Genomic DNA, 22,291 nt, shown 5'->3' with positions numbered 1-22,291 from the left:
TTCTATAAAAGAAGGGCTTTTTAAATACTACTCGTTTTTTGATTATAAGCTCATTTTATCCTTAAATATATAAGACTGTCTTCTGGACACTTCAACTTCTTCGCCGTTTTTCATCTGAAGCTTTAGCTTGCCGTTAAACCATGGCACTACGTTTTCTATAAAATTGGTATTCACAATTTGCTGTCTATTCGCTCTGAAAAAAGATTCTACAGGAAGTTTTTCTTCTACTTGATTAAGAGACTTGTACAATAATGGCTTTTTCTCTTCAAAAAAAACACGAGTATAATTCCCAACAATTTCAAAATGAGAAATATCTCCAATCTTCACCAACCAACAAGATTCTCCATCTTTAATAAATATTTGACTGTTTTCTGTTAGCTTCTTTTCAGATTCTGTTTCTTCTGGGTTTCCACTTAATTGCGTTTTTACTTTTTCCAAAGCCATGGCAAAACGCTTTTCATTTATTGGTTTTAACAAATAATCTAATGCATTATACTCAAAAGATTTAATGGCATATTCATCAAAAGCGGTGGTAAAAACTGTTATTGGCACCTCATCTAACATCTCAAGGAGCTCAAAACCATCTTTTTCCGGCATATTGATATCTAAAAAAAGTAAGTCTGGGTTTTCCTTCTGTATGAGTTCAAACCCTTTGTCCACATTTTCAGCCTCCCCGATAAGCTCAATTTCTTCATGTTTTTTGATAAGCTCTTTTAATTCATTTCGAGCTAATCTGGAGTCCTCAACAATTACAGCTCTAATTTTCATGCCAGAGGAATTTTTATATGGGCCACAACTTCACTTGAGACTTCTTTTAAACTAAAAGAAGCTTTGTCCGCATACAATAGTTTTAGCCTTTGGCGGATGTTCTTTAGTCCTAATTGGGTCGTATTTTTACCTATTTGCAGTTTTCCAGTATTTCTTACCTGAATTACCAGCAGTTCTCCATCTTTTTTTATACTTAAAACAATTCTCCCCCCTTGTTTTAAGTTGGAAATTCCGTGTTTTGCAGCATTCTCTATCAATAGTTGCACAACCATTGGCGGAATGTTTAATGAGAGCGTATCATCATCTATTTCTTCAACAAATTCCAATCGATTCTCCAACTGAATTTTTGAGAGATCTATGTAATTACCAACCATTTCCAACTCTTCTGCCACCGTTATAGCGTTTGTGTTATTCTTGGTAAGCGAGTATCTTAAAATCTCAGATAATTTTGTTAGCATTTCTCTGGACTTCTCAACATCTTCCAACATTAACCCTCTAATATTATTAAGGCTGTTGAACATAAAATGTGGATTGATTTGCCCTTTTAAAGTATTAAGTTGTGCTTGTTTAAGGTTGGTATTAAGTTCCAAACGTTCAATTCTATCTTTATTTAGCTTTAGAAGCAGTTTTACAACCAAATATGTTGTAGTCCATGCTCCAATTACAAAAAGTGAATTTAATATTTGAATCCAAACTTTATCGTAATTATTGAACATCTGGAGTTCCACTTCAGTTAGTTCAGGTCCAAATTTTGCGTAGATATAACCAAAACCATAGTTCATTGCTCCAAACAACATTGCAGTTATAAGAAAAGACACCATTACTTTGGTGAGTTCCTTAATACCGAATGAATCAAATTGAATATTTCTTTTTAAATACCAACGAAGCATAGAAGTAGAAGAAATACCGATAAACATCCCAAATATACTTGAGTATATTATCAGCTCTATGCTTATTTTCTTTAGAACAAAGAGTGAAAGCATATTAACAAAGCCCCAACCAAGAACTTGTAGAATCCAAAAAGTGTACTTGTTTTTTTTATTGGTCAATTCCATTTTTAGTAATCAATACTATTTCAAATATACTTCTTTGCAGTTTTGCCATTTATTTTTAAAGATTCTTTCGGTGTTGTATTTTCCAAAAGCCCAATGCACCATTAAATAAATGACCTATGCCCTACCTCTTTTTCCGGGAAGGCTACAACTTTTCTTATCCGTTTTCAAGAAGGCCACCCAAGTAAGTGATATCCCCGTGTAAAAAAAGATAAAGTAATCATCGTATTCCCACCCATTAAACTTTCCATAAAGCCCAATAAGCACGCCTATTATTCCTGAAATCAATACTATTTTTTGTGATGTGTTTAGTTTTTTCATTGTTGAATTTTAAAGTTTAACCCATGGGTTGATTAGATAAAAATGTCAACTAGTAAAGTGATGATTAATTTAGCTAAGGCTATCATGTTTTTTAGATTCTAATTATTTATACTTCGAAAATACCCAACAACCCTTCCAAAAAGAAGCAGATTATGACCAGTGGTAAAATTGAAAGTGCGAACGGTATCTAAAAATATCCGAAGATTTTAAGCCATAAAAAAAAGGAGCTTAAAAGCTCCTTTTTATCTTACAAATAGATGGTGTTGAACTTAATCTTTTAAAGGTGTTGGTATTTCTTCATTTCCTAAATGTTTGGAATAAAAGCCCATCATGGCCTTATACAGTTCAATTCTGTTTTCTTCTTTACCAAAACCATGTCCTTCATCATATTTTACCATGTACGGTACGTCATAGCCTTTTCCTCTTAAAGCGCTTACAATTTGATCAGACTCATCTATATTAACCCTAGGATCATTGGCGCCTTGTACCACAAACAGTGGTTTTTTAATCTTCTCTATTTGGTATACTGGAGAAACTTCTTCCATTATTGCTTTCTCCTCGGCCACATCCTCATCATACCAGATTTCCTTAATAATCTTTAAGTAAGGTTTCCAATAAGGCGGAATGGTTTTCATAAAAGTGAAAAGATTTGAAACTCCGACATAATCTACACCACAAGCATATAAATCCGGTGTTTTGGTTAAACCTCTTAAAACAGCATATCCACCATGACTACCTCCATATATTGCTGCCTTGTCCGCGTCTACCCAACCTTGGTCAATAACATATTGCAATCCATCCTCTACATCATCCATAGCTTTTCTACCAATTTCCTTGAAACCAGATTCTAAGAATTCTCTTCCATAGCCTCCTGATATTCTAAAGTTTACCTGAAGTGTAGCGTACCCTCTACTGGCAAACAATTGCGACTCTGGATTAAAACCCCATGAATCACGTATTCCCTGTGGACCTCCGTGAGGGTTTACAATTACAGGAACTTTTTCCCCTGCCAACGCTGCTTTGGGTAAAGTAATGTAACCATGCAACGTTATACCATCTCTGCTTTTAAAAGTTATAGGCCTCATTTCTGACATATCCTCTTCCTTAAGCTGAGGCATGGTATTATAAAGTTCCTTGAGTTCATTTTTTTGAACATCGAAAGCGTAATATGCTCCATACAGGCGATCGCTGTCCACATATACCATATAAAGGTTTTCATCATCTGTAGTGTCTAAAACACTGTATTGCTTTCCAGGAAGTTCTTTTTTGATCTTGCTATCCAATTTTTTGTACGAATCACTTATTGGTACCACAATGTTCTTTTCTCCTTCGTAGGAGAAGTAATCTATTTCATAATTTCTTTTTCTGGAAAGCCCCATACTCTGAACATCATACTGATCATTTGTAAAGACTTTCTCTATTACTTTATCTTCCATTAAATCATAGAGCACTATCTCTGCTTTGTCACTACTTAAATTGGAAATGACATATGCGTCATGCGGATTTTCGGTTGCGTAGTTGAAATCAAGAATATTGAAGGAATCTTTCCAGTTTAATTTTTTTATGACATTGTAGCCTCCATTGCCATCTTCATAATAAATGTCTTGCTCTACACCATCACGTATTTTGGCAAAGGCCTTGAGATTACCATTTTTATCAAAATTGTACCCCGCAATAGGGTTTGCCGCGTCTTCATTGGAGTATAACTGTGTTAACTCTCCTGTATTAAGGTTTACTTTGTAAGGCTCAAAAACCTGCGGATTGTTTTTGTTTAAAGCAACAATAATATGGTCTTTATCCTCTTTCAGCAGTTCAGTGAACTGAGCTCTTACACCATCAAAAGGAGTAAGGTCTTTTTGATTGCTGCCATCTAAATCTACCGCATAGATATGATAGTTTTCATCCCCGCCCTTATCCATAGAATAGAACAATCTCCCATTATTAACCCAACCATAGGTTCTAACAAGTTCTTCTTTTTCCTCAATTGCTCTTTTTATTTCATTGGTCTCAAGGTTCTTCACATAAATATGCCTTTTCCCATCTTCGTTACTTTCTCTGTAGGACAAGTATTTTCCATCTGGTGAAAATCTAAAAGTAAAAGCCTTTGGGTTAGCAAAGTAATCTTCTACGGTATACCTGTAATCTCCTTGATCTAATGATGCAAGGGAAATCAACTCGTCGTTTGAACTAACCAAACTTGGGTTTCCAGGAACAGTTTTGTCCTGAGCGTATGAGGTCGTTCCTATCAGTAAAAACAAGGCAATACCGCAAACAGTTTTAAAATTTAATGTTGTTTTCATAAGTGTTTGAATTAATAGTTTTTGATTGAAAATTGAAGCTAATCTTCTAAATAAGACTCTTTTAGTAAGCATTTGTTACATTTTATTCAATCAAAAATAGGACTGGAACCAATACCCACGAAAATGGAATATGACAAGCGGTAAATTAGCTTTGGTTAACGGATGTTATTTCTTTTCTGGTGGAAATTTTGAGAATACCTTTTTTACCAGTGCTCTTAACCTTTCTTCTCTAACGCTCGGTGAAGCATTTTCTCTAAAACCACTTTCGCTTGAAGCCTGCCAGAACAGTTCATCTTTTTGGGCATCTACAAAGTCAAACTGGATCTGACGCTGAATACCCGAGTTACCTAAAGGTAGACCTACGGAAATTCCTCCACCAACATTTCTGCCTGTTCCGCCAACGCCAACTCCTACAGCATTATTTGGAGCACTTCTGTATTCATTGCTAAGAATATTGATGAAAAAATCTGGTTCCTCCGCCAAAAGATAGCCCTTTGCTTGTAATGTAGAGTCAAGAGCCCGCATCAATCTTTTTTCATCCAATTCACTTAAACCAGATTCAATATCTGAGAAGTAATTATAGCTTGTATAGTTAGAAAAACTTGTGGCCTTATCGTAGTCGTAATTTACCCGAACTCCACTGCAGGAAAACAGTGAACATATAAACAGTATGGAAAAAAGATATCGCATTTGATATTGGAATACCTTTAAAATTAATCAATATTTGGTTTCGGAAGGAGAATAAATGATGTTATTCGTTCAATAACTTCCAGAGGTCATCCTTAAGTTCTTGGATACCTTGTTGCGCAACCGACGAAATAAATCGATAAGGTATATTCTTGAAGTCTTTGTCTAATTCAACCTTCATTTCTCCCATAAGCTCTTCATCCAACATGTCACATTTAGAAATTGCGATTAGTCTTTCCTTATCCAACAATTCAGGATTGTAACGTCTTAGTTCATCCAACAGAATTTCATATTCTTTTGAAATATCATTGCTGTCCGCCGGTATTAAAAAGAGTAAGGTTGAGTTGCGCTCAATATGTCTTAAAAAGTAATGCCCCAGGCCTTTTCCTTCCGCTGCTCCTTCAATAATACCAGGAATATCAGCCATTACAAAACTCCTAAAATCTCGATATTCAACTATGCCCAAATTAGGTTTTAGCGTTGTGAATTCATAATCTGCAATTTTTGGCTTTGCAGAAGTCATTACAGAAAGAAGGGTAGATTTACCAGCATTGGGAAAACCTACAAGACCTACATCTGCCAAAACTTTCAATTCTAGCGTTATTTGGGATTCTTGACCAGGAATTCCTGGCTGGGCATATCTTGGAGTTTGATTGGTAGGGCTCTTAAAATGCCAGTTGCCACGACCTCCCATTCCTCCTTCTGCCACTATTTTTTCCTCTCCATTCTCAGTAATCTCAAAAAGAATTTCATTGCTTTCGGTATCTCTAACCAAAGTACCTAATGGTACATCCATATATACATCTTGACCATCGGCACCCGTGCTGCGGTTTTTGCTGCCATGTTCTCCATGGCTTGCTTTAAAATGTTTTTTGAACTTAAAGGTAATGAGTGTCCAAAGGTTACTATTACCTCTAATAATTACATGACCACCACGACCACCATCTCCGCCATCCGGCCCACCTTTGGTAATATATTTCTCCCGATGCAGGTGCACAGAACCCTTACCCCCTTTTCCAGAAGCTACATAAACCTTTACATAATCAACAAAATTACCTTCTGTCATGATGTGCGTTTTCACAATTAATATTATGCCTTTGCAATCCTATAAACTAAATCGTTTTCTGAGTTTTCAGAACTTTGCTCAATGGTCAATTTGTTCTTATCCAGTGAGGTTAATTTCTCCACTGCTTTTTGAGAACGAATGTTGTTTTTGCCAACAAAAAATACAATTTCATTTACAAACTGAAATGCATAATTCATCATTAGTTGTTTGCATACCGAATTGTATCTCCCACCCCAATATGCTCTTGACAAAAATGTCCATCCTATTTCAACTGCCTTATTATACTTGGGAACTAAATTAAATCGTGAACTGCCAATCACATTACCTGATTCCTTTTCGATAATTACAAGCGCTCCTTTAGAAGCTATTGATTCATTGAAAAATTTGGTGAATCCAGATAATGTATATCTCTTATTGTCTGGGTGTTGTTCCCAAATTAAAGAATCTGAAGCAACTTTGTAAAGTGAATCAAAATCTTTTGATGACAAAGGCCTAAGTTTTACCAAATCGTTTTCTAGAATTGGCTGTAAGTCAAAACTCATCTAGATTTTTATAGATTTAAACTACGTTATGAAAGGTCGTTTACAACGGTACTTAGACGCTCCGTAATTTCACTTATTTCCCCTATTCCGTTCACAGAATGAAACTTTCCTTGTTTCTCATAATAAGCTCTTAAAGGAGCAGTTTTCTGATTGTATTCATCAAATCGGTTTCGGATTTTGTCTTCATCCTGATCATCTGAACGGCCACTTGCTTTACCACGTTCCAATAAACGAGCTACTAAAACATTATCATCAGCTTCCAATGCAATGGTAGCGTCTATCTGCATGTCTTTAGATTCTAAAAAATTATCCAATGCCTCTGCTTGTGCAGTTGTTCTTGGAAATCCATCAAAAATGAACCCTGCAGCATCTGGATTTTTCTCCACTTCATCCTTCAACATACTTATAGTTACCTCATCAGGAACCAAATCACCTCTATCTATATAAGATTTGGCCAATTTGCCAAGTTCCGTTCCGTTTTTAATATTATATCTAAAAACATCTCCTGTAGAAATGTGCTTTAAATTGTAATTTTCCTTTAAAAACCCAGCCTGGGTCCCTTTTCCCGCTCCCGGCTTTCCAAAAAGCACAAGGTTGATCATATTATTCTGGTTTAGTTGATATACTTCTCTTAAGTTTCGCCCCAATTCCTTATAATCCAGGCCGTATCCTACAATAAAATTATCAGGAATCTCCATTCCCACATAGTCAATTGAATATTCACCTGAATACACATCAGATTTATAAAACAACGAAGCTATTTTAAACTCTTTCACATTGGTTTGAGAGAACAAATGCACTAATTGCTTTAATGTTCTGCCCGTATCAATAACATCTTCTAAAATAATTACACTTCTTCCATCTATATCTTCCGGAACATCCAATAGAGTTTCCACAATACCTGTAGATGTTAACCCGTGATAGGAACTCAACCGTACAAATGAAACTTGACATGGATGTTGGTATGCCTTTAAAAAATCGGACACAAACATGAACGCCCCGTTGAGTACCCCCACAAAAATAGGAGTCTCATTCTTATAGTCTTTAGCTATTTCAGTTGCCATTTTTTCTATAGCAGCTAAAATTTGTTCCTCCCCTAAAAAGGGCTTAAAAACTTTGTCATGGAGCTTGATCAAGTCGTCATCAATTTTAATAGGTTGGCAAAGATAACATTTTTAGGTGCGCTTTACCCTCTGAGCTTTTATCCCTTCGAGGAATTCATGTATTTTTGCTTTCATTCCAATTAACAGATTAATGCATTTTTTCTCTTCCAATTTTAAACTCGGTATTTTAGGTGGTGGCCAATTGGGCAAAATGTTACTTTATGAGACCCGAAAATGGGATATCTATACCAAGGTAATGGACGCTTCCGCAGAGGCTCCGTGCAAAATTGCCTGTAATCATTTTGTACAAGGCAGTCTTCTAGATTTTGATGATGTATATGCTTTTGGAAAAGATGTTGATGTCTTGACCATTGAAATTGAAAACGTAAATGTAGATGCTTTGGAAAAACTGGAAAGCGAAGGTGTAAAAGTATACCCCCCTACTAATGCGCTGCGTATTATCCAGAATAAGGCAACACAGAAGCTATTTTATACCGATAACGATATTCCCACTTCTCCGTTTACACGATTTGCCTATACTTCCGAAATTGAGGATAGTATTGCCAATGGTGGGCTGGAATTTCCTTTTGTTTGGAAAAGTGCTCAGTTTGGATATGATGGACAAGGAGTTAAAGTGGTACGCGCATTAAAAGACCTAAGTGGATTGCCCAATGTGGAATGCATTGCTGAAAAAATGGTCGATTTTAAAAATGAACTGGCCGTTGTTGTTGCAAGAAATACCAAAGGGGAGGTAAAAACGTATCCTGTTGTTGAAATGGAATTTCATCCTGAAGCCAATCAAGTAGAATATGTTATTTGTCCAGCACGTATTGAAGAATCAATCGCAAAAAAGGCAGTAGAGGTAGCTTTAAAAGTTTCAACAAGCATAGAACATATTGGATTGCTTGCAGTAGAGTTATTCCAAACACAAGACGATGAAATTTTGGTCAATGAAGTCGCGCCAAGACCCCATAACAGTGGGCACTATAGTATTGAGGCCAGTTATACCAATCAATTTGAGCAGCACATAAGAGCAATACTTGGTTTACCTTTAGGAAAAACGGATAGTAAAGTGGCCGGAGTAATGGTCAACTTGGTAGGTGCCGAAGGATATACTGGAGACGTGATTTATAAAAACATAGATTCCATTTTAAAAATGGATGGTGTAACACCTCATGTTTACGGAAAAAAGCAAACACGCCCGTTTCGTAAAATGGGTCACGTGACCATTGTAGATGAAGATATGGCCAAAGCAAGAAAAGTGGCACAACAAGTAAAAGAAACGATTAAAGTTATAAGCAAATAGCATTATGAGCAAAGTAGCCGTAGTTATGGGAAGCACCAGTGACCTTCCCGTTATGCAAGAAGCCGTTGATATTTTAAAAGGGTTTGATATAGAGGTTGATGTAGACATAGTATCTGCCCACCGAACTCCTGAAAAACTGTTCGATTTTAGTAAAAATGCCCATAAAAATGGATATAACGTCATAATTGCAGGCGCTGGCGGTGCTGCACATCTTCCTGGAATGGTAGCCTCATTATCTCCCTTACCAGTGATAGGAGTTCCTGTAAAAAGCAGTAATTCTATAGATGGTTGGGACTCTATTCTATCCATTCTTCAGATGCCCGGTGGAGTTCCCGTAGCAACAGTGGCGTTAAACGGTGCCAAAAATGCCGGTATTCTGGCAGCTCAGATCATCGGCTCTTCTGATAAATGCGTTTTAGACAAAATTGAACTTTACAAACAGGGTCTTAAAGAGAAAGTCATCAAAGGAGCAGAGCAAGTCCGAAATAAGAACTAGAAGTTTTCTATTTTGAGCTGTCATCCTGAGTCGGTCGAGAAGCATCGATTGAAAATTCCAAATTATAAATAACAAATCCACGCATGCCTACAAACAATCCCTTACTTATTTCTTTTGATAAAGCTCCTTTTGAACAATTAAAAAACGAGCATTTTAAACCTGCCATTTTAAAAGCAATTGATAATGCCCGAGAGGAAATAGACGCAATAGTTGAAAATCCAGAACTTCCCGCTTTTAAAAACACTTTGGAAGCTCTAGATTTTTCTGGAAAGCAATTAGACCGAGTTTCTAGCATTTTTTTCAATCTTAATTCCGCGGAAACCAATGATGAGATTCAAAAAATAGCTCAAGAAGTTTCTCCATTGTTATCAGAATTCAGCAATGATATTACATTGAACGAGGCGCTTTTTAAAAGAATAAAATCAGTCTACGAACAAAGAGAAACACTGAACCTAACAGCGGAACAACAAACCCTATTAGAAAAAAGGTACAAAAGCTTTAGTCGCAATGGTGCCAACTTGACGGATACCGCTAAAAAACGCCTTAGAGAGATTGATACTGAATTATCCAAGCTAAAATTAAAATTTGGGGAAAACGTATTGGCGGAAACCAATAGATATGAGCTGTTGCTCACTAATGAAGAAGATTTAAACGGCTTACCCGAAGGAGCAAAAGAAGCTGCCGCACAATTAGCAAAATCCAAGGATAAAGCAGGCTGGTTAATTACATTGGATTACCCTAGCTACATTCCATTCATGAAATATGCGGAAAACAGGGAACTGCGAAAAGAACTGTCCCTTGCATTTGGTACTAAAGGATTTCATAAAGATGAACTGGATAACCAAGAAAATGTTCTGAAAATTGTGTCGCTTCGACATGAGAGGGCCAATTTGTTAGGATACGAAACACATGCACACTTTGTTTTAGAAGAGCGAATGGCGGAAACACCAGAAAAAGTCCTGAACTTTTTAACCGAGCTTCTAGAAAAGGCAAAACCCGCAGCCGAAAGGGAATTTGCAGAATTGCAGGCGTTTGCAAAAGAGTTGGATAACATTGCTCAACTAGAGAAATGGGACAGTTCCTACTATTCAGAAAAGTTGAAGCAAAAATTGTTCAATTTGGATGATGAAAAACTAAAACCCTACTTTAAACTAGAAAATGTAATTAATGGTGTTTTTAAAGTATCGGAAAAACTATTTGGGCTCAACTTTAAAGAAGTTTTTGATATAGAAAAATACCATGAAGATGTAAAAACCTTTGAGGTGTATGACAACTCACAAAAGTTGGTATCACTTTTCTATGCTGATTTTCATCCTAGGCCAGGAAAACGGGGTGGTGCTTGGATGACTTCCTATAAACCGCAATACACCATACAAGGCGAAAATAGCAGACCTCATATTTCCAATGTTTGCAACTTTACAAAACCAACGAGCACAAAACCTTCACTCTTGACATTTAATGAGGTAACTACGCTGTTCCATGAGTTTGGTCATGCATTGCACGGTATGTTGGCAAACACTACATATCCTAGTATTTCTGGTACATCCGTCTATTGGGATTTTGTAGAGCTACCTAGTCAAGTGCTGGAAAATTGGTGTTATGAAAAAGAAGCTTTGGAGCTTTTTGCCTTCCATTATGAAACTGGAGAATTGATTCCTATGGAATTGGTGCAGAAAATTAAAGAATCTGCAACTTTCCAAGAAGGCATGGCAACACTTAGGCAACTAAGTTTTGGTTTTTTGGATATGGCTTGGCATGGAACAGACGCATCAAAAATTGAAGATGTGAAAAATTATGAATCCAAAGCCTTTGAAGGCACCAATCTTTTTCCAGAAACTCCTGAAACATGCATGAGTGTAGCATTCTCCCATATTTTTCAAGGAGGGTATTCATCTGGATATTACAGTTATAAATGGGCCGAGGTCTTGGATGCAGATGCTTTTGCTTATTTCAAGGAAAATGGAATCTTCAATAAAGAAATTGCATCTAAGTTTAAGGAACATGTGCTATCCAAAGGCGGTACAGAAAACCCCATGACACTTTACAAGCGTTTTAGAGGTGCAGCGCCTAAGATTGAACCTCTTTTGGAACGAGCAGGGTTGATAAAGAAAACTGGTTAATATTTCTGTACTTTCAATAATTTTTGAAAGTACAGAAATAATGTTATCTTTGTTTCATGGAATACCAAGAAGCTAAAGATAAGTTTATTAGTACATGGGGAAGTTTGGGCACTTTATGGGGAATTAATAAAGCTATGGCACAAATACAAGCCTTACTTTTTGTTTCTACAAAACCCTTGACCACCGAAGAAATCATGGAAGAACTTAAAATTTCAAGGGGTAATACCAGTATGAATGTTCGCCAGCTGATTGATTGGGGAATTGTAAAAAAAGAATTGAAGGTAGGTGAACGCAAAGAATACTTTTCTACTGAGAAAGATGTGCAGGAATTGGCCCGTATTATAGCGGAAGAACGTAGCAGAAGAGAAATACAACCTGTCATCAAAACGCTTCAAGAAATCAGTTCCATTAAAGATGATGGTACAGAAAACACAAAAGAACTCATTAAACAAACAAAAGCACTACATGATTTGGCCAAAACAGCAAATTCACTTTTGGACAAGGCAATAAATCATAAACAGAATTGGGTAAGCAGTGCATTTCTCAAAATAATAAAATAATTTTTTTATCTATAACTTTCAATACTTTCTGAAATTTTAAAAATATAATAATGAGATACAACGTTCCAAACTGGTTGATTATTTTAGGAGGTGTTGGCCAAATATTTACTGCTCTTATTTATCCATACATCAGGCATAAAGTCTTTGATTGGTATAATGATGTAAAACAGCTAAAACCATTAAACCAGGAAATAGCAAAAACATATGGCAGGTATATTCAAGGCCTCAACTTTTCTTTTGGTTGCATTGCAATTCTATTGACCAATGATTTACAAAATGGAACAAAATTGGCAATTGCCATTACCGGATTGATAGGCGCCTATTGGATAGGTAAAGTAGCTACTCAAATAGCTTATTATCCCATGTACACCATTCCCCAACAATCATTGTTTAAAATTGGCAGCTACCTCATGAATGCACTATTTGTTCTATTTGCTGTGGTATTTGCCTGGTTGTTCATTAACAACTGCATCCTGTATTCTAATTCTTAAAGTGACTATTATGAAAGATTTTGTATTTGAGAAACAGTATTCCCCCATTGAAGAAAAAGAAAAAATAGAGGTAGATATTATTGATTTTTATGACCAAGCCACAGAAGACTATGGGTTTTGGAGCAAAGACTTTAATATGCATTTTGGTTATTATGATCCTTTTAGGACAAATCTTTTTAAAAGAGATGATATGCTGAATGAGATGAACAAGCAAGTTTTAAATAGATTGAACTTAAATAAAGGCAAAGGCCTATTGGCAGATTTAGGTTGCGGTATGGGCGGCAGTATAAGGTATGCCTTAAGGAAAAATCAAAATCTTTCTGCTATAGGAGTTACACTTTCAGAATTTCAAGTTGACGAAGGAAATAAACTTTTGAAAGACTTAAACGCTGTTATTTTAAAAGAAAATTACAACCATACTTCCCTTACTACAAATTCATGTGATGGAGCAATAGCAATAGAAAGCTTTTGTCATTCTGGTCATGATAGTTCCTCATTTTTAGAAGCATATCGTATTTTAAAGCCAGGCGGAAAATTGATTATTGCGGATGCATTTCTAAAAAAAGATACTCAAAAACTCTGCTATGGAAGCTCACTTGCATACAAAAAACTCTGTAATCATTGGAGTTTGGAAAGGTTAGGTGAAATAAAAAAGGTAACATCTGATTTGAAGGAAATAGGATTTAAAAAAATAAAGGTTGAAGATATCTCTTTCCGCGTTGCTCCCTCTGTACTACATGTTCCATTTGCAATAGTTGGCTTTATGCTCAAAAAGCTTTGGGAGAACAGTGCGCTAAAAAAGGAAAGCTTGCACAACTTAAAAGGTTCCTTTTATGCATTACTGTCAGGTCTGCATATGCAAAGTTTTGGATATTTTATGATCACCTGTACAAAATGAGTTTGCTTTAAATCTGAAATACCATTCAAAAACACAATAACCAATAGTTTATGCAAAATTTGATAGTTTTATCTGTATTCATTGACTTCTAAAAATCACAACAATAAGCTAAATTTTACTTTCATGAACTTTTCGTGATACTTTTTAAGGTCGTTTGTAATAGACAAAGCATGGAATCATTAACTAAAATCTATTACATTTGGTACTTCTTGAAAAAAATATGGCAGCTTACGAACTTAAACCCGAAACTTGGGTTGACCAATATGCAGATTACTTGTTCAATTATGCAGTAGCACGCGTAAGTGATGCAGAAATTGCAAAGGATTTGGTACAAGAAACTTTTTTTGCAGGCCTTAACTCTGCTAAAAACTACAAAGGCGATGCGGCAGAACGCACTTGGTTGATTGCTATCCTAAAAAGAAAGGTTATTGATCATTACAGAAAGATAAACTCTAAAAAAGGAAAAGCAGAGGTTCGTATTAACTACAATGCCAATGCAGATTCTGAAGGGGATTGGTTAGAAGAACAAGTCGCTGATCCTTTTAGTAAAGATGGTGACAACACGTTGGAAAACGAAGAATTGGGATTAGCCATTCAAGAATGTATTTCAAAATTGCCTAAAAAACAGTCCTTGGTTTTTAACATGAAGACCATTCAAGGAATGAGTACAGAAGATATTTGTAATGAATTAGGAATTAATCCGTCCAACTTGTGGGTAATGATCCATAGAGCGCGAACTGCCCTTATGGGTTGCCTAAATCAAAATTGGTATTAGATATGAAGATTTCATGCGAGGAGGCATCGAATATATGCAACAAATCACAATATAAAGAAGCGGGGGGTTGGGAAATTCTTAAGCTTCGTTTACATATAATTATGTGTAAAGCTTGTGCAAAATTTACAAAGGAAAACACGATGTTAACTTCTCTTTGTGACCGCGCAGGTCTTAACGTACTTTCTGAAGGTGACAAAGATGAGATGCGCAAAGATTTAGAAAAACATCTTCAATAGAACTCATTTGCGAGTAAAAATAAACTTGCCCAAAATATAGGTATTCCTTCAACCCAAAATGAAGCGAAGTATTTATCCTGCATTTTACTCTTTAAAAGAAAAACTACTGTCAAGGCAATAGAAACAAAGAAGCGTGCTGTAAGCTCACTTAGAAGCAAATCGTCTTTGAGAAAAGTAAGAAGGAAAAAAACAGCGATTAAAACAAAGCCCGTCATGCGGGTTTTTTGAATTCCAACCAGTTGCGGCAACGTTTTTAAACGTTTATCATCCCACTGCAGATCTCTTATTTCAAAAGGAAGGATAAGTATTAGTATAAGAACAAATCTTTGGCTGAACAAAACCCATAAATCCCAAGTAATGGGAGTTTCTGATTCCAAAACAGGCAATAGCGCCGTAAACCCCACCCAAACAATTGCTACTATATAAATCTTAAATCCTCCTAGGCTTCTCAAGTTTTTTGCATTGGGCAAAAATGGGATAGCGTATAAGGTTGATATCAAACCCAATCCAATCACTGCAAACCAAATCTCTCTACTAAGATTCATCAAAAAATAAATAGCTAGGGCAAAGCCAAAAAAACTAAAAACCTGTATGTTTTTATGATAAACATTGGATACAATTAAATACTTCTCTGCCTCTACTCCATATTTTACAAAATTGTAACACACCATCGTACTACAAAAAACAAATCCAATTAAAGAAAAATCAATAGGAACGTTTAACAAGAGTGTGGTAACAACAACCAAGGAAATCACAGCTAAAGCCACATGAACACTAGCATCCAGGTAAAAATCAAATATGGTTTTCAACAATCGCATTAAACAGAATTCAGCTACTAAAGAAAAAGGTTAATTCATGGTTAACAACTTTGATTTGGCAATTATCAAAATTGCTTATTTTCATTGAATTTATCCCTAATTTTGTGCACTTTATTGAATTGAATATGAATACAGAAGTGTTTGCCTCAAGGCATATTGGCATTACAGAAAAAGACTTCCAGCCCATGTTTAAAACGGTTGGGGTAGAAAACCTGGAACAGTTAATTTATGAAACCATTCCGGATGATATAAGGCTCAAGGAACCGTTGAAGCTTCCTCAAGGCATAAGCGAGCATGAATTCTTGACACATCTTCAGGACTTATCTGAAAAAAACAAGGTTTTCAAAACCTATATTGGTTTGGGATATCATGAGTGCTTAACACCCTCTGTAATCAAAAGAAATATTCTTGAAAATCCAGGGTGGTATACTGCCTATACCCCATACCAAGCAGAAATTGCGCAAGGCCGCTTGGAGGCTTTGTTGAATTTTCAGACCATGGTATGTGATTTAACGGGAATGGAGCTGGCAAATGCATCTCTATTGGATGAGAGTACTGCAGCAGCTGAAGCCATGACCATGCTTTTTGACGTTCGTTCAAGACAACAAAAGAAAGATGGTGCACTCAAGTTTTTTGTTTCTGAAGAAGTGCTTCCCCAAACATTGAGTTTGCTCCAAACAAGATCTACTCCTTTAGGAATAGAATTGGTAGTTGGAAATCATGAAGAATTTGATTTCTCCAATGATTTTTACGGAGCATTGTTGCAATATCCGGGGAAACATGGACAAGTGCATGATTATGCTGAGTTTGTGCAAAAAGCCAAAGCAAATGACATCAAAGTTGCCGTTGCAGCAGATATTTTAAGCCTAGTATTACTTACTCCTCCAGGAGAATGGGGAGTTGATGTAGTAGTGGGTACCACACAACGCTTTGGAATTCCATTAGGGTATGGCGGACCTCACGCAGCTTTCTTTGCCACAAAAGAAGACTATAAAAGAAGTATTCCCGGTAGAATTATTGGGGTTACAAAAGATACTGATGGTAATCCAGCATTGCGTATGGCATTGCAGACCAGAGAACAACACATCAAAAGAGACAAGGCAACTTCCAACATTTGTACGGCACAAGTTTTACTAGCAGTAATGGCAGGAATGTATGCCGTTTATCATGGCCCAAATGGATTAAAATACATTGCAAACAAGGTTCATACTCAAACTAAGGTGCTTTCTAAAACTCTTGAAGCATTTGGCCTTAAGCAAATTAATACTGTCTTCTTTGATACTTTAAAAATTAAGGTTTCCAATACAAAACAGCTGAGAGAAGTTGCTGAAAGTAAAGGCATCAATTTAAATTTCATTGATACTGAAACAGTATCTATTTCCTTGAATGAAGCTTTCTCAAATAATGACCTTAAATCTTTGGCATCATGTTTTTCAGAATCTCAAGGTATTTCCCAGATAACGGACATAAAAGAGGTTATCCCTAGCACATTACAACGCCAAACCCCATTTTTAGAGCATGAAGTTTTCAATTCGTATCATTCTGAGACGGAGTTGATGCGTTATATTAAAAAATTGGAGCGCAAAGATTTGGCATTGAACCACTCTATGATTTCTTTGGGAAGTTGCACCATGAAGTTGAATGCAGCTTCAGAAATGCTCCCTTTAAGTTGGGCAAATTGGGGCAATATTCATCCTTTTGTGCCATTAAATCAGGCGGAAGGGTATCAGGCAGTTCTAAAAGAACTTGAGGAACAATTAAATGTGATTACTGGTTTTGCTGCCACTTCATTACAACCAAATTCTGGAGCGCAGGGAGAATATGCTGGGTTAATGACCATAAGGGCCTACCACGCATCTAGAGGAGAAGAACACAGGAACATCTGTATTATTCCTGCTTCAGCACACGGCACCAATCCAGCTTCTGCAGTTATGGCAGGTATGAAAGTAGTTGTCACCAAAACTGATGAAAAAGGGAATATTGATGTTGCCGATTTGGAGGAAAAAGTACAGCTGCATTCAGAAAATCTAGCTGCTCTAATGGTTACCTATCCCTCTACTCATGGTGTGTTTGAGTCTTCCATTATCCACATAACCAAGTTGATTCATGAACATGGCGGACAAGTCTACATGGATGGCGCCAATATGAATGCCCAGGTTGGGTTAACAAATCCAGCGGTTATAGGAGCAGATGTATGCCACCTTAACCTTCATAAAACCTTTGCCATCCCACATGGTGGTGGTGGTCCTGGAGTTGGCCCTATTTGCGTAGCCGAACAACTAGTGCCTTTTCTTCCTACCAACCCAGTAGTGGAAACCGGCGGAGAAAAAGCAATTACAGCCATATCAGCAGCTCCATGGGGAAGTGCTTTGGCTTGTCTAATCTCCTACGGATATATTAAAATGTTAGGAACTGAAGGGTTAACAGATGCCACTAGAATAGCCATCCTAAACGCTAACTATATCAAAGACAAATTGAAGGGAAAGTTTGATGTATTGTACTCCGGTGAAAAAGGAAGATCCGCGCATGAAATGATTATTGATTGTAGACCTTTTAAAGCACATGGAGTTGAAGTAACCGATATCGCCAAAAGACTAATGGATTACGGGTTCCATGCTCCTACAGTATCTTTTCCAGTGGCAGGAACAATTATGATTGAACCTACAGAAAGTGAAAGTCTTGCAGAATTGGATAGGTTTTGTGATGCAATGTTGTCCATACGTGAAGAAATTGACGAAGCAAGTCCAGAAGACCAACACAATGTGTTAAAAAATGCACCACATACTTTGGAAATGATCACTAGCGATACCTGGGATTACCCATACAGTAGGAAAAAAGCTGCATTCCCATTACCCTTTGTTTCAGAAAATAAATTCTGGCCCACAATCCGAAGAACAGATGAAGCTTTTGGGGATCGTAATTTGATTTGTACTTGCGCACCGATAGAAGCATACGCAGAAATGTAGCAAAACATTATATTTATTAGTAAAAAGCCTTGGTTTAGTCCATAACCCAAGGCTTTTTTTTGTTTGCAGAAATGCAAAACCAAACTTGGACATCGTAGCAATTATTATGCGTGCATAATACCGCGAGCGATAAACAATTATATTTAAATTCTTAAAACCTCAGCATGAAAATTGGCATAACAGGTACCGGAAGTTATATTCCATCAATCGTTACAAAAAATGATGACTTTTTGGAACATGAATTTCTTGGAACGGATGGAACTACTTTTGGAAATGATAATGCCGTAATCATTGAAAAATTCAAAGCAATTACTGGAATTTCAGAAAGACGATATGCAAATCCAGAATTGAAAACATCTGACCTAGGATATCTCGCATCAGAAAAAGCCATTGAAGATGCTGGGATTGATAAAGAAGATCTGGATTACATCATCTTTGCCCACAATTTTGGGGATCTGACCCATGGAAAAAATCAAGGGGACACCTTGCCAAGTCTTGCAACACGGGTAAAACATCTACTTAAAATTAAAAACCCTAAATGTGTGGCTTATGACATGCTTTTTGGTTGCCCTGGCTGGATAGAAGGCGTTATCCAAGCTTATGCATTTATTAAAAGTGGAATGGCCAAAAAATGTTTGGTAATCGGTGGAGAAACACTCTCTAGGGTATTGGACGAGCATGACCGTGACAGTATGATCTATTCAGATGGTGCCGGAGCAGCTATTATTGAGGCAAATGCAGCTTCAGGGGAAATTTTAGGACACACTTCGGCAACATACGCGAACGAGGAAGCTTACTATCTGTTTTTCGATAAAACCTACAATAACGAAGGATGTCCAGATACCCGATATATAAAAATGCATGGACGTAAAATCTATGAATTTGCATGCACACACGTACCTCAGGCAATGGCCTCTTGCTTAGATGAAAGTGGTGTTCAGATTGATGAAGTAAAGAAAATATTTATTCATCAAGCCAATGAAAAGATGGATGAAGCCATCGTAAAAAGGTTTTATCGATTGTATGATAAAGCGGCACCCGAAGACATTATGCCCATGAGCATACATAAACTGGGTAACAGTTCTGTTGCCACAGTACCCACTCTTTATGATTTAGTGAGCAAAGGAGAATTTGAACATCATAAAGTAAAAAAGGGAGATGTTATTATCTTTGCAAGCGTTGGCGCTGGTATGAATATCAATGCCATCGTTTATAAATATTAGATGTACGAAAACAACTTTCCAAACAAACGTTACAGGTATACCATAGCTTTTTTACAAAAACACATTAATACTTCCGAATCAATTTTAGATTTAGGGGTAGAAAATCCATTTTCTGAAATCATGAAATCCAACGGATATCGGGTAAATAATACAGGAGGTGAGGATTTGGATATTGATTTTGAAAAAGTCAGTAATTCTGAAGCTGAAGTCATCACAGCCTTTGAAATTTTTGAGCATTTGGTAGCTCCTTTTAATGTATTGAAGGAAATAAAAGCGAAGAAACTAGTTGCCAGCATCCCCATGCGATTATGGTTTTCATCTGCATATAGAAGCAAAACCGACCCCTGGGACAGACATTATCATGAGTTTGAAGACTGGCAGTTTGATTGGCTCTTGGAAAAGGCAGGATGGACAATCAAGGATTCCACTAAATGGACCAACCCTACCAAAAAAATAGGGATACGGCCAATTCTAAGGTTTTTTACTCCAAGATATTATATGGTTTACGCAGAACGCGTTTAAACCATTGCTGTCATTCCAAAATGATAAATGATTAGCATATCTCCATTGTTTTTTAGAATTTTAGCGTATGCGAATAAGCATCATTATCCCTGCCCATAACGAAGCATCTTATCTTTCTGCTTGTCTGGATTCTTTTATTGGACAAACCCATGCCCCAGATGAGGTAATCGTAGTAGATGACAATTCTAGTGATGCCACCTTCAAAATTGCTTTGGATTACAGTAAAAGGTTTAATTGGATAACCGTTTTACAACGAAAGTCTACAGATGAGCATATTCCGGGAAAAAAGGTTGTGGATACTTTTAATTTTGGATTGAAACATACCTCAAACTATGACTTGATAGGCAAGTTTGATGCAGATATTATTCTCCCCCCTAACTATTTTGAAACCATATTAAATCATTTTCAAAGCAACTGGAAATTGGGCATGTGTTCTGGCTTACTTTACGTAAAAAAAGGAGAAGATTGGGTGTATGAAAAGATTGCAGATAAGAATCATATTCGTGGACCCATAAAGCTATACCATAAAGCTTGTTTTGATAAAATAGAAGGTTTACGCCCTGGAGTAGGATGGGATACTGTAGATGTCCTTTTAGCAAAGTACCACAATTTTGAAACCTTGACAGATTCTACATTGCATGTGCAGCATTTACGTCCTACAGGTCATGGATACAGCACAAAAAATTATCAAATAAAAGGTGAAGCGCTATATAAAATGCGTTATGGACTTGTGCTAACCAAAATTGCAGCGTTAAAAATGGCATGGCAAGTTAAAAGCCCAAACTTATATATTCAAATGATATTTGGTTACCTAAATGCCCTTATCAACCAACCTGCAAGGTATGTAGACCATAAAGAAGGTGCTTTTATTAGAACATATCGTTGGAAAGGTGTTTGGTCTAAACTATTGTAAACTATTTTTCCAATTGTCATATGATAAAAAACATAGTACCCTTAATAATTATCTCCTTGTGTCTTAATTCTTTTTGCTTTGGACAACATGCATATTCATATTCACAACCAAAAGAGCTTGAAGATGGATGGAAAACCAATCATCTAAAATCACAGAAGATTGATACAGCAGCTATATATCAATTGTTTGACCAACTACAGCATGGCAAAAACAAACTACATAGTGTTTTATTGGTAAAAAATGACCAAATCATTATTGAGGAATACTTTAATGGGTATTCGGCAGACCAACAACACGACCTTCGTTCCACAACAAAAAGCATTAGGGCAATTTTAATGGGAATTGCAATTGATAAAGAGTTCATTGAGAGCATTGACGACCCAATATCTAAATACCTAAAAAATCCAGTACCTAAAAAAAATCTTGATGAGAGAAAAGAGAAAATCACCATCAGAAATTTGTTAACCATGTCCAGCGGACTGGATTGCAACGACTGGGACAAAAAATCAAAAGGTCAGGAAGATAAAGTTTACAAAAAGAAAGATTGGCTACAATATACCTTAGACCTGCCCATGGTCAATGACCCCGGAACAGTTTCAAATTATTGCTCCATGGGGGTAGTTTTAATAGCAGAAATAATTAGTCAAGCTTCAAGAATGACCATAGATACATTCGCTGAACAATATTTATTCAATCCATTGGGCATTACCAATATAAATTGGAAGCATACTTCCAATAAAGACGTTATCTCTTCTGGCAACAGATTATATATGACCCCACGTGATATGGCCAAAATTGGGAAATTAATTCTCAACAACGGGATGTGGAATGAAAAACAAATTGTATCCAAAAAATGGATTGTGGAATCAACCACACCAAAAACAAAAATCACGGGAATTGACTATGGTTATCTGTGGTGGAACATTCCATTTAAGGTTAAAGACAAAATAATTGTTTCCAAAGTTGCGACAGGTAATGGCGGTCAGTATATCATGGTTTTTCCTGAACTAGATATAATCACTATTTTTAAGGGAGGCGCATACAATTCGCAGGAAGACAAGTTGCCTTTTGCAATAATGCAGAACATCTTTCTACCAACCTTCAAAAACGATAACTAAAAAAAGGGAG

General features: G+C 36.5%; 22 protein-coding genes. 13 read left to right on the top strand and 9 right to left on the bottom strand.

Annotation, left to right across the window (positions count from 1 at the left end; translation table 11 throughout):
- Positions 1–42 precede the first annotated feature (42 nt).
- The 8 genes from SJY44_RS06745 to SJY44_RS06710 form a co-directional block, all read right to left on the bottom strand.
- Entirely contained in the window at positions 43–768 is a 726-nt protein-coding gene (locus SJY44_RS06745) for a LytR/AlgR family response regulator transcription factor (RefSeq protein WP_396591793.1), read from the bottom strand.
- The gene (locus tag SJY44_RS06740) at positions 765–1,823 is read right to left on the bottom strand and encodes a sensor histidine kinase (protein WP_396591792.1); all 1,059 of its coding nucleotides are present in this window, start codon (positions 1,821–1,823) and stop codon (positions 765–767) included. Before SJY44_RS06740 ends, SJY44_RS06745 begins: the two co-directional genes overlap by 4 nt.
- A 114-nt stretch (positions 1,824–1,937) precedes the next feature.
- A complete protein-coding gene (locus SJY44_RS06735; protein WP_396591791.1) occupies positions 1,938–2,141 on the bottom strand; it encodes a hypothetical protein in 204 nt (67 codons plus the stop codon).
- 269 nt (positions 2,142–2,410) lie between these two features.
- Positions 2,411–4,441, bottom strand: coding sequence for a S9 family peptidase (locus SJY44_RS06730; RefSeq protein ID WP_396591790.1), 2,031 nt, complete (start codon positions 4,439–4,441; stop codon positions 2,411–2,413).
- A gap of 165 nt (positions 4,442–4,606) precedes the next feature.
- The gene (locus tag SJY44_RS06725; protein ID WP_396591789.1) at positions 4,607–5,131 is read right to left on the bottom strand and encodes a DUF4136 domain-containing protein; all 525 of its coding nucleotides are present in this window, start codon (positions 5,129–5,131) and stop codon (positions 4,607–4,609) included.
- A 61-nt stretch (positions 5,132–5,192) separates the two neighbouring features.
- Positions 5,193–6,194, bottom strand: a complete 1,002-nt coding sequence (gene obgE / locus SJY44_RS06720; protein WP_396591788.1) for a GTPase ObgE — start codon at positions 6,192–6,194, stop codon at positions 5,193–5,195.
- A gap of 23 nt (positions 6,195–6,217) precedes the next feature.
- Positions 6,218–6,736 (bottom strand): GNAT family N-acetyltransferase, encoded by a 519-nt coding sequence (locus SJY44_RS06715; RefSeq protein ID WP_396591787.1) that lies wholly within the window; start codon positions 6,734–6,736, stop codon positions 6,218–6,220.
- A gap of 26 nt (positions 6,737–6,762) precedes the next feature.
- Positions 6,763–7,872 carry an adenylate kinase gene (locus tag SJY44_RS06710; RefSeq protein ID WP_396591786.1) on the bottom strand — a complete coding sequence of 370 codons (1,110 nt, stop codon included), beginning with the start codon at positions 7,870–7,872 and terminating at the stop codon, positions 6,763–6,765.
- Positions 7,873–7,990: 118 nt separating this feature from the next.
- On the opposite strand from SJY44_RS06710, the gene SJY44_RS06705 reads away from it, so the two are divergent.
- The 8 genes from SJY44_RS06705 (at position 7,991) to SJY44_RS06670 (ending at position 14,721) form a co-directional block, all read left to right on the top strand.
- The gene (locus SJY44_RS06705) at positions 7,991–9,145 is read left to right on the top strand and encodes a 5-(carboxyamino)imidazole ribonucleotide synthase (protein ID WP_396591785.1); all 1,155 of its coding nucleotides are present in this window, start codon (positions 7,991–7,993) and stop codon (positions 9,143–9,145) included.
- Positions 9,146–9,149: 4 nt separating this feature from the next.
- Positions 9,150–9,641, top strand: coding sequence for a 5-(carboxyamino)imidazole ribonucleotide mutase (gene purE, locus SJY44_RS06700; RefSeq protein WP_298929060.1), 492 nt, complete (start codon positions 9,150–9,152; stop codon positions 9,639–9,641).
- Positions 9,642–9,724: 83 nt separating this feature from the next.
- Positions 9,725–11,761: a M3 family metallopeptidase gene (locus SJY44_RS06695; protein ID WP_396591784.1), complete on the top strand. Its 2,037-nt coding sequence runs from the start codon at positions 9,725–9,727 to the stop codon at positions 11,759–11,761.
- Between the two features lie 56 nt (positions 11,762–11,817).
- Complete coding sequence (locus SJY44_RS06690) at positions 11,818–12,321, top strand: MarR family transcriptional regulator (RefSeq protein WP_298929065.1); 504 nt, start codon at positions 11,818–11,820, stop codon at positions 12,319–12,321.
- A gap of 50 nt (positions 12,322–12,371) precedes the next feature.
- Positions 12,372–12,812, top strand: coding sequence for a hypothetical protein (locus SJY44_RS06685; RefSeq protein WP_298929068.1), 441 nt, complete (start codon positions 12,372–12,374; stop codon positions 12,810–12,812).
- Positions 12,813–12,822: 10 nt separating this feature from the next.
- Positions 12,823–13,710, top strand: a complete 888-nt coding sequence (locus SJY44_RS06680) for a methyltransferase domain-containing protein (RefSeq protein ID WP_298929071.1) — start codon at positions 12,823–12,825, stop codon at positions 13,708–13,710.
- A gap of 220 nt (positions 13,711–13,930) precedes the next feature.
- Positions 13,931–14,485, top strand: coding sequence for a sigma-70 family RNA polymerase sigma factor (locus SJY44_RS06675; RefSeq protein WP_298929074.1), 555 nt, complete (start codon positions 13,931–13,933; stop codon positions 14,483–14,485).
- Between the two features lie 2 nt (positions 14,486–14,487).
- The gene (locus tag SJY44_RS06670; protein WP_298929076.1) at positions 14,488–14,721 is read left to right on the top strand and encodes a hypothetical protein; all 234 of its coding nucleotides are present in this window, start codon (positions 14,488–14,490) and stop codon (positions 14,719–14,721) included.
- Here the strand turns inward: SJY44_RS06670 and SJY44_RS06665 are convergent.
- The gene (locus SJY44_RS06665; protein ID WP_396591783.1) at positions 14,715–15,539 is read right to left on the bottom strand and encodes a hypothetical protein; all 825 of its coding nucleotides are present in this window, start codon (positions 15,537–15,539) and stop codon (positions 14,715–14,717) included. The genes SJY44_RS06670 and SJY44_RS06665 overlap by 7 nt on opposite strands.
- A gap of 125 nt (positions 15,540–15,664) precedes the next feature.
- Between SJY44_RS06665 and gcvP the strand changes: the two genes are divergently transcribed.
- From gcvP to SJY44_RS06640, 5 genes are all read left to right on the top strand, one after another.
- A complete protein-coding gene (gene gcvP, locus SJY44_RS06660; protein ID WP_396591782.1) occupies positions 15,665–18,505 on the top strand; it encodes an aminomethyl-transferring glycine dehydrogenase in 2,841 nt (946 codons plus the stop codon).
- 164 nt (positions 18,506–18,669) lie between these two features.
- The gene (locus SJY44_RS06655; RefSeq protein ID WP_298929081.1) at positions 18,670–19,728 is read left to right on the top strand and encodes a ketoacyl-ACP synthase III; all 1,059 of its coding nucleotides are present in this window, start codon (positions 18,670–18,672) and stop codon (positions 19,726–19,728) included.
- Complete coding sequence (locus SJY44_RS06650; protein WP_396591781.1) at positions 19,729–20,250, top strand: methyltransferase; 522 nt, start codon at positions 19,729–19,731, stop codon at positions 20,248–20,250.
- Between the two features lie 67 nt (positions 20,251–20,317).
- On the top strand, positions 20,318–21,163 hold the full coding sequence (locus SJY44_RS06645) for a glycosyltransferase family 2 protein (RefSeq protein ID WP_396591780.1): 846 nt from the start codon (positions 20,318–20,320) through the stop codon (positions 21,161–21,163).
- Between the two features lie 20 nt (positions 21,164–21,183).
- Positions 21,184–22,281, top strand: a complete 1,098-nt coding sequence (locus SJY44_RS06640; RefSeq protein WP_396591779.1) for a serine hydrolase domain-containing protein — start codon at positions 21,184–21,186, stop codon at positions 22,279–22,281.
- Positions 22,282–22,291: the final 10 nt, after the last annotated feature.

The sequence above is a fragment of the Allomuricauda sp. R78024 genome, assembly GCF_044596045.1.
Taxonomy (GTDB): Bacteria; Bacteroidota; Bacteroidia; order Flavobacteriales; family Flavobacteriaceae; genus Flagellimonas.
The sequence above is the reverse complement of the archived record's forward strand: the minus strand, read 5'-3'. Positions and strand labels throughout refer to the sequence as shown.